This window comes from Streptomyces atriruber (assembly GCF_001418325.1).
Classification (GTDB): Bacteria; Actinomycetota; Actinomycetes; order Streptomycetales; family Streptomycetaceae; genus Streptomyces; species Streptomyces atriruber.
Genome location: NZ_LIPN01000664.1, coordinates 925 through 1,233, shown reverse-complemented (window position 1 = coordinate 1,233; position 309 = coordinate 925). Strand labels below are relative to the sequence as shown.

The following is a 309-nucleotide window of genomic DNA, read 5'->3' as shown; positions in this document are numbered from 1 at the left end:
TGCTCGACCAGGGCGCGGCCGCGCCGTCTGGCGACGGACAGCGCCTGCTCGGCCTGCTTGTACGCGGTGGCCGCGGCGATCGGTCCGGCCGGGGCGGACAGGCCCATCACCAGTTCGCCCTCCTCGCCGGAGACGGCGGCGGTGGCGTCACGTCCTGCCGTGCCCCTCCCCGCCTCCAGCGCCGCCGCATACTCCGCGCACGCCCGCACGCCCGCGCCCCCGTCCACGACGAGCAGCACGAGCCGCTCCCCGTACGGGACGACGAGCAGGGCCTCGCCGGAGCGCGCGGCCGCGGCCTCGACGACGTCG

At 78.3% G+C, this 309-nt stretch carries 1 pseudogene; it reads right to left on the bottom strand.

The annotated features are described in order from the left end of the window. A pseudogene (locus AOK03_RS44775) lies at window positions 1-309 on the bottom strand (PucR family transcriptional regulator); the annotation flags it as partial.